Source organism: Candidatus Aquarickettsia rohweri (assembly GCF_003953955.1).
GTDB lineage: Bacteria > Pseudomonadota > Alphaproteobacteria > Rickettsiales > Midichloriaceae > Aquirickettsia > Aquirickettsia rohweri.
Map to the genome: position 1 here is coordinate 1 of NZ_RXFM01000066.1, position 7,663 is coordinate 7,663.

At 26.3% G+C, this 7,663-nt stretch carries 10 protein-coding genes and 1 pseudogene; 5 read left to right on the forward strand and 6 right to left on the reverse strand.

Annotated elements, in window-relative coordinates; all coding sequences use genetic code 11:
* The 5 genes and pseudogenes from tnpA to bioA form a co-directional block, all read right to left on the reverse strand.
* On the reverse strand, positions 1-144 hold a 144-nt coding region (gene tnpA / locus EIC27_RS08270), incomplete at its 3' end, for an IS66 family insertion sequence element accessory protein TnpA (RefSeq protein ID WP_410519455.1).
* Between the two features lie 107 nt (positions 145-251).
* A complete protein-coding gene (locus EIC27_RS04815) occupies positions 252-572 on the reverse strand; it encodes a hypothetical protein (protein ID WP_126044984.1) in 321 nt (106 codons plus the stop codon).
* On the reverse strand, positions 572-1,825 hold the full coding sequence (locus EIC27_RS04820) for a sodium:solute symporter family protein (RefSeq protein ID WP_126044985.1): 1,254 nt from the start codon (positions 1,823-1,825) through the stop codon (positions 572-574). The genes EIC27_RS04815 and EIC27_RS04820 overlap by 1 nt, the downstream gene beginning before the upstream one ends.
* A 40-nt stretch (positions 1,826-1,865) precedes the next feature.
* The gene (locus EIC27_RS04825) at positions 1,866-2,258 is read right to left on the reverse strand and encodes a response regulator (RefSeq protein WP_126044986.1); all 393 of its coding nucleotides are present in this window, start codon (positions 2,256-2,258) and stop codon (positions 1,866-1,868) included.
* A 197-nt stretch (positions 2,259-2,455) separates the two neighbouring features.
* Positions 2,456-3,796 (reverse strand): annotated as a pseudogene (bioA, locus tag EIC27_RS07370) (adenosylmethionine--8-amino-7-oxononanoate transaminase).
* A gap of 82 nt (positions 3,797-3,878) precedes the next feature.
* Between bioA and bioB the strand changes: the two are divergent.
* Genes bioB through bioD form a run of 5 tightly spaced genes read left to right on the forward strand, consistent with a single transcriptional unit; the run spans position 3,879 to position 7,328 of the window.
* Positions 3,879-4,838 (forward strand): biotin synthase BioB, encoded by a 960-nt coding sequence (gene bioB / locus EIC27_RS04835; protein ID WP_126044987.1) that lies wholly within the window; start codon positions 3,879-3,881, stop codon positions 4,836-4,838.
* The gene (locus EIC27_RS04840) at positions 4,828-5,820 is read left to right on the forward strand and encodes an aminotransferase class I/II-fold pyridoxal phosphate-dependent enzyme (protein ID WP_126044988.1); all 993 of its coding nucleotides are present in this window, start codon (positions 4,828-4,830) and stop codon (positions 5,818-5,820) included. The genes bioB and EIC27_RS04840 overlap by 11 nt, the downstream gene beginning before the upstream one ends.
* Before the next feature lie 32 nt (positions 5,821-5,852).
* Positions 5,853-5,984: a hypothetical protein gene (locus EIC27_RS07910; protein ID WP_276310335.1), complete on the forward strand. Its 132-nt coding sequence runs from the start codon at positions 5,853-5,855 to the stop codon at positions 5,982-5,984.
* Complete coding sequence (locus EIC27_RS04850; protein WP_126044990.1) at positions 5,977-6,714, forward strand: methyltransferase domain-containing protein; 738 nt, start codon at positions 5,977-5,979, stop codon at positions 6,712-6,714. The genes EIC27_RS07910 and EIC27_RS04850 overlap by 8 nt, the downstream gene beginning before the upstream one ends.
* Entirely contained in the window at positions 6,708-7,328 is a 621-nt protein-coding gene (bioD, locus tag EIC27_RS04855; protein WP_126044991.1) for a dethiobiotin synthase, read from the forward strand. Before EIC27_RS04850 ends, bioD begins: the two co-directional genes overlap by 7 nt.
* Before the next feature lie 114 nt (positions 7,329-7,442).
* Here bioD and EIC27_RS04860 read toward each other — a convergent pair.
* Positions 7,443-7,663: triose-phosphate isomerase (locus EIC27_RS04860; RefSeq protein WP_205702340.1), on the reverse strand; the 221-nt coding region annotated here is incomplete at its 5' end.

Here is a 7,663-nt window from a genome sequence, read left to right on the forward strand (position 1 = left end):
TTCTTTCACTCTTATTGGTATAAATTTATTTTTTACTGTATTTCTTTTATTTCCTACAAGAATTCTGTGCCATTTATAAAATGTACTTCTCGGCACATTCTTTTGCTTACAAAATTCATATTTACTTACATTACTTTTTTTTATATTCTTCTACTAGCTCTTTCCATTTTTCATTACTTATTCTTTTTTTCTTTTTTTCTAATAGCATCATTAGCCTCTATTTTTTTAGGCTTTTGTTCTACCACTTATTTTTATTCTTGCCTAGATGCCCTTATTTTAGCGCTTACATAAGAAAAAATAAATAAACTAAAATTATTTAATGTAGTTGATTTAGTTTCAATAATATTATTAACCTTAATGTGCAAATATTTTAATTTCTGAAGCTTTAGGAGCAAATTTTTAGCAATATCAGAAATCAAAGGATATAATCTTTTTATTCTCCTAACAAGAGTTATATATGAATTTTTACTATAAACTAATACTACTAAACTTCCTAAAACACCAGAGAAAGCGATTAATAAAGAATAATTATCAAATATTAAAATAGTTAAGATAGTAAACAATATGCTCACTAAAAAACTATACAAAAACTGTTTTTTACTATGTTATATCCTAAAAAAGAAACTGATAATGGCACAACTAGTATATTAGTGCCAAAAGTTCTTAATATAGCCATTAGCTGAAACAAAGTATCTTTATAAATCAGTAGAATAAATGGAAAAAGTGATAATACTAATATAACACCCTTTATAATCACTAACAGCCTTTTTTCTCCTATTTTAGGGCAATATACTTTAAAAAAATCGTTTGATATAATAACACTAGCAGAATTCATGTGGGAATCTGCAGTTGACATTATAATGGCAAAAAGCCCGGATATCATCATACCTTTAACACCTAGTGGCAACCAATCTATATAATTGAAAATAATATCAGATACCAGAGATTTATTTGGTGATTTAACTATAATTAAATATCCTATTAGGCAAATAGAAAGCATGAAAGGTATAGCTACTATAAATAACTTTTTAAAAACCAGTTTGAGTGCTTTTGTATTATCAGCTAACATTAAATGCCTTTGCATGAAAGTAGCTGCTATTTCAGGCAATAGAGACGCTGTGATAAGTCCTATAGCTATTGGCAAACTAAACTCTATATTATAATTTGATAGTGAAATAGAATTTACAAAATTGCCAGTAAAACTAACAGTTTGAATTGTGACAACATAAGAAACGGGTATTATCACAAAAAATATTAAAAATTGAAACACATCTATTGCTATAATCCCTCTGAACCCCCCCATAATAGAATATGCATTAATCACTACTATCCCTATAACTAAACTAGTTATGTAATCTATCTCAAAGAAGTAACTGCATATTGATGCAAATGCTAATAACTGGATAGTAATAAATGCTATACTGTCAATTATTACAGTATAAATGCCAACGTATTTACCAAGACCGCCCCATATATGGTATAATACTTGAGTTAGAGTTGTACAATCTTTAAATTTATAAAGGCCGGATGTTATTATCTTACTTGTTATAATCCAATAAAAAGGCTGAGTTATTACGTATAGTAAAACTATAGGATTACTATAAATTTCATTAATTAAGCCTATAATAGTTCCACCACTTATTGATGTTGCAAAAATTGTGCATACTAAAATTGAAGGTAAAATTTTACTTGCTTTTATTGTGCAGAAATCATGAGCTGTTTTTATGCTCTTTAAATGATAAAAACCTATGCCTATACAAATTGCCAAATGAAATATAACTATTGTTATATCAAGTATAGTAAGATCATTTAAGTATTTTTGCATTTATAATTATTAGTATGGTTATTATTCCGCCTACCTATAATCACCCCGTTTCTAAAAGTAAATTTTTAATTTCTATTATAGACTCCTTTGTTACAGGTTTATATAATATTTTATCAAATATTCTATATTTCTCATCATTCTCGTAGCTTATATGATTTGCTTGAGTAACTAAAATTACTGGGAGATTTTTGTATTCATCATATTTTTTCAGAGTTTCTGCAAGCTCTTGACCATCCATTATAGGCATTTGAAAATCTGTTATTATAATATCAAATTTTCCTTTTGATTCATTGACTATTAAATTTAAAGCCTCAGTTCCATCATTAGCAGTTTCAATTTCTAAATTCTCTAATTCTAACATCATAGATAATATCTTTAGTATATACGGATTATCATCTACTAATAGAACTCTTTTCTTATTAATAAATTCCATAAAAATAATTATTAAATACTGCAATTTTTAAATTTTAAAATAGCATAAAAACATTCCAATATATAGTAATTTTCAAATGAAAGAATTTACTGAGTTAAAACTCATAAATATCTTGATAAAGATAATTTATTTTAAGTTTATTAGTAATCAAATATAACTCATAACTACCCAAATATTTAGACTATGTTAAATTTATTTCATTTAAAATAAGTAATGATTGAATGTTCCGTTATTTGAGCTAATTCTTTGAGAGTGAGTTCTGATATATTGACTGGTGGCAGCCAATATATAGTATTATCTAAAGGTCTTAAAAAAGCTCCATTTTTAATTGCAATTTTATATATTTCCAAACCTATCCTTCTATACTTATCACTATTATCAAGAATTATATCAGCTGCTACAATACCGCCTATACCTCTTACATTTTTCAATATACCAGTTTTAACTGCTATACTTTTCATCAAATTTAGCATTTTTATTTCTAAAGTACTAACTTTAGCTAAAATATTTTCATTTTCAATCACATCTAATGTTGCTAATGCTGCACTTACTGCGATAGGATTGCCACTATAAGTATGAGAATGTAAGAAGGAGTTTTCTGGAGAATAATCATTGTAAAAAAGCTCATATATTTCATTTTTAATCATAACAGCACTAAATGGTACCCACCCAGATGTTAAACCTTTAGATAAACACATAAAATCAGGCTCCATATCTGCGTATTCACAAGCAAAAAATTTTCCTGTTCTACAAATTCCAGTCATAATTTCATCAGCAATTAAATGTATATCATTTTCAGATGCCCATTTTCTTAATTTAACTAAAAAATCTTTGCTATAGATTTTCATTTCTTCAGCTCCTTGAACAATAGGTTCAAAAATAATAGCTGTAACTTCATTTTTAATTTTTTCTAATTTTTCTTGAACTTTATGCCAATGAGTAGTGCAATCATCCCATAACAAATCTTTTTTTGAATTTATATATGGGATATCTGAAATGAAATATACATCAAATAATAAATCACTATATGGCTTCTTATAAATGCCTAAATCACTTACACTAAGGGCACCAACTGTTTAACCATGATAACCATTTTTCAGTGCTATAAATTTATTTTTTTTATATTGCTTCTTAATTTTCCTTGAATGTAAGCTCATTTTCAGTGCAACTTCTACTGCACAAGAACCATCACCTACATAAAATATCTTTTGCAAATTTTTGGTCTTACCAGCTAATCTCTCAGATAACTCCACAATTTTTTCATTCGTAGTACCAGCAAAAATCACATGTTCAAATCTATTAATTTGTTCAATCACTTTTGCTTTTATATATGGATGATTATGTCCAAGTAATTTACACCACCAGCTTGAAATTGCATCTATAATTTTTTTACCACTTTGCATCTCAATATAACTACCACTTGCTTTTTTTATCAACAGTGCATCCATATCTTCATAATCTTTCATCTGAGAACAAGGATGCCATATATGGTTTAAATCTTTTTGCAATATATGTTTATATTTCTTTTGGATACTCATGGTTAACTAATTTTAATTTTTTAGTTGACGATTAAATATCATTATTGTATCTATCAAATTTAGTCAAATAAAATATCTTATAATGAAAAAAAATAAATTGGACTTTCAAGATATAGCAAAGGTTTTTGAGATGCCTTTTTTGGACTTACTTTATCAAGCTCATCTCACGCATAGAAAAAATTTTAAAGTGAGTGATATTGAATTATGCACATTGCTAAGTGTTAAAACTGGTGCTTGCCCCGAAGATTGCGGATATTGCTCCCAAAGCTCAAAACATAATACAGATATCAAAATAGAAAAATTGATGACAACTGATGAGGTAGAAAAAAATTGTAAAATTGCAAAACAAAAAGGATCAAAAAGATTTTGTATTGGTGCAGGATGGAGAAATCCACCAAAGAAGCATTTTGAAAGAATTTTAGAAATGGTAAAAGTAATTAAAAATAATGGTTTAGAGGCATGTGCAACACTTGGAATGTTAGATAAAGATCAAGCAATGAGATTGAAAGAAGCAGGCCTAGATTACTACAATCATAATATAGATACTTCAGAAAATTATTATAAACAAATAATAACTACACGAACATTTCAAAATAGACTGGACACATTAGAAATAGTCGACAATATAGGAATAAATATTTGTTGTGGAGGAATAGTTGGAATGGGAGAAAATAGAGAAGATAGGATTAATTTTATATTAACTCTGTTAAATCTAAAAAATCCACCAAAAAGCATCCCTATTAACATGTTAGTTCCTATTAAAGGCACTCCTCTTGAACACGTCAAAAAAATTGACACCATAGAATTTGTTAGAATGATTGCTAAAACAAGGGTATTTTTTGAAAAATCAAGAATTAGATTATCAGCTGGAAGAGAGAGTATGTCAGAAGAAATGCAAGCTCTATGCTTTTTTGTAGGAGCTAATTCAATTTTTTATGGAGATAAACTTCTAACAACCAATAATAATGACGTCAATCAAGATTTAGATTTTATGAAAAAATTAGGAATCAGTACTGATTTACAAAATAAAAATGCTAACTAATAGATTATCCGAAAAATTAACTAAATATAAATCACTAGAATTACTAAGAGAGAAAAAAGTAATTAATAAAAAGGATAATAATTTATTACACATTAAAAATAAACAATTATTGTCTTTTACAAGTAATGATTATTTATCTCTTTCACATGATATAAAATCAGGGTTAGAAATAAATGATTGTATTAATAATTATGGATCAGGAAGCGTTTCATCAGCTCATATTTCAGGGTATTTTGACATACATAGGGATTTAGAAAATAAATTTTGTAAAATTTATAATAAGGAATCTTCATTATTTTTTAATTCTGGTTATAACGATAATATTGGTGTTATTTCAACGATGGCTAACAGAGATACAACAATAATATCTGATAAACTTTGCCATGCATCTATTATAGATGGAATAATCATTTCTAGAGCAAAACACTTACGTTATGAACATAATAATATGCAATCTTTAGAAAATTGTCTTTTAAAGAGCTCTGGAGAAAAAATAGTTATTACAGAAAGTGTATTCAGCATGGAAGGAGATATATGTCAAATCGATAAAATAACAGCATTAGCTAAAAAATATGGAGCATTCCTAATAATTGATGATGCTCATGGATTTGGGACAATTGGTAAAAATGGAATGGGAATACTTGATTATGCCAAAAATCCAAGTGGTATAGATTGTGTAATAATACCTCTTGGAAAATCATGTGCAAGTATGGGAGCAATAGTATTGGCAAAAAAACTCGTGTGTAACATATTAAATCAATTTGCTAGAAGCTATATTTACACTACAAACATTCCTCCTATTATTACCTATTTTGCATTACAGAACTTAAATAAAATTGTAAGTAATCAAATAAGCTTCCATAAACTATCAAATATAATCGAATATTTTATTGCAAAAGCAATTGAAAAAAAAATCCCACTAATCTCACATGATTTAACACCTATAAAATCAATACTCATTAATAAAGTAAAAAATTATTAAATATCAAAGATTTTTTATACAAAAAAGGAATCTTGGTTTCTGCAATAAGATATCCTACTGTCCCAAAAAATAAAGAAAGAGTAAGAATATCACTTAACTCAAATCATACTGAAGAACAAATTAACTTCTTAATAAATACTTTAACTGAGGCAATGAATGAATAATTTTTGCAGAATTAAAAGAGAGATAAAAGATTCGTTTGATTTAGTACATTCTACATATGATGATCGTTCAAAAGTGCAAAAATTATGTAGCAAAGAATTAATAAAAAACTTATTAATTTTTTATAAAAAAGAGTATCAAAATGTTATAGATTTAGGTTGTGGAACAGGCATTACAACAAGTATGTTATTTGAAAAAATAAAATTTAATAAATCATATGCTTGTGACTTTGCACCTAATTTATTAAATCTTGCTCAAAATAGATTAAAAAAATTTTCTACAAAAATATTAAACTCTGACTACTATATTATTTTAAATAAGAATTTAAAATATGATTTAGTTTTTTCCAATATGTCATTTCAATGGTGTTTAGATATTAAACATTTATTAAAACTAATATATACAAATTTAAAATATTATGGCATTTTGAGTTTTTCAATACCTATAAAAGGTACTTTTCAAAATATACCAAGCCAATCTAAAAATAATTTTTATAATTTAGAGTATTTGAAAAAATTAATTCAAAATATTGGGTATAAGATAATTTTTATAAAAGATATAAACTATGAACAACAATTCCCATCTTTCATTGATGCTATTAGATCAATAAAAAACACTGGAGCAAACATATTAATAAACTCTAATAAAAATAATTTTTTCAATAAGAAATTAGCTAAAAATAAATTTACTTTAAATTACAATATAGGATTTTTTATTTTACAAAAATGTTAAATAAATATAAAAAAATATTCATCACTGGTACAGATACAAATGTTGGCAAAACTTATTACAGTGTAAAGTTACTAAGAGAATTTAATGCAAAAGGTTTCTCAACAATTGGAGTTAAACCTATTTCAACAGGCTATGATATAAAAAGCAAAATTAATGATGATGCAGAAAAGCTTTATGACGCTTCTAGTATTAAAATTCCAATAAATGAAGTTAATCCATTTTCATTTAAAGAGCCAATATCTCCAAATATTGCAGCTAAAAAAGAAAATGTAGATTTAAGTGTAGAAAAAATTATTCAAGAGTTAAATAAGCTTGATAAATATAATTCTGACATACAAATAATTGAAGGGGTTGGTGGCTGGGATGTACCTATTAACTCAAATGAAAATATGTCAGATTTAGTAAAAAAACTAAATATACCTGTAATTTTAGTCATTTCAATTAAATTAGGATGCCTAAACCATGCTATACTTACATCAAAAGCTATCATGAATGATAATGTTACTGCCATAGGATGGATTGCAAATCGCATTTCCAAAGATGAGTTTGAGATAAACGAAAATATTAATACACTAAAAAGTAAACTTAAATTTAAACTATTAGATATTATATAATTTAAAATTTTTGGCTGAGTTACATATTTTATCTATTTTAATGTTAATCATTATGTTTATTTATTTTATTAATTATTTAAGCATAATAAAAGGACAAGCAATAATGCTAATAAGCTATATACAATTATCTTGAAGAGCTTGAGATATAATTTTTAGCTTAGCAACATCAGTGCTTGCTCCACCTACTAATACACCATCTAAAGACTTTACCTTACATATTTCATCTATATTTTTTTCATTAACAGAGCCACCATAAACAAATTTAGCAGAACTTAATCCAGGTATTGATTTTAATGCGCTGAGAACCTCTTCAATTTGTTCTATAGCTTTCTCTT

What these genes read in the sequence shown, in the direction of transcription:
- EIC27_RS04820 (WP_126044985.1), bottom strand. Translation starts at nt 1,825, where the DNA reads ATGCAAAAATACTTAAATGATCTTACTATACTTGATATAACAATAGTT.
- EIC27_RS04825 (WP_126044986.1), bottom strand. Translation starts at nt 2,258, where the DNA reads ATGGAATTTATTAATAAGAAAAGAGTTCTATTAGTAGATGATAATCCG.
- bioB (WP_126044987.1), top strand. Translation starts at nt 3,879, where the DNA reads ATGAAAAAAAATAAATTGGACTTTCAAGATATAGCAAAGGTTTTTGAG.
- EIC27_RS04840 (WP_126044988.1), top strand. Translation starts at nt 4,828, where the DNA reads ATGCTAACTAATAGATTATCCGAAAAATTAACTAAATATAAATCACTA.
- EIC27_RS04850 (WP_126044990.1), top strand. Translation starts at nt 5,977, where the DNA reads ATGAATAATTTTTGCAGAATTAAAAGAGAGATAAAAGATTCGTTTGAT.
- bioD (WP_126044991.1), top strand. Translation starts at nt 6,708, where the DNA reads ATGTTAAATAAATATAAAAAAATATTCATCACTGGTACAGATACAAAT.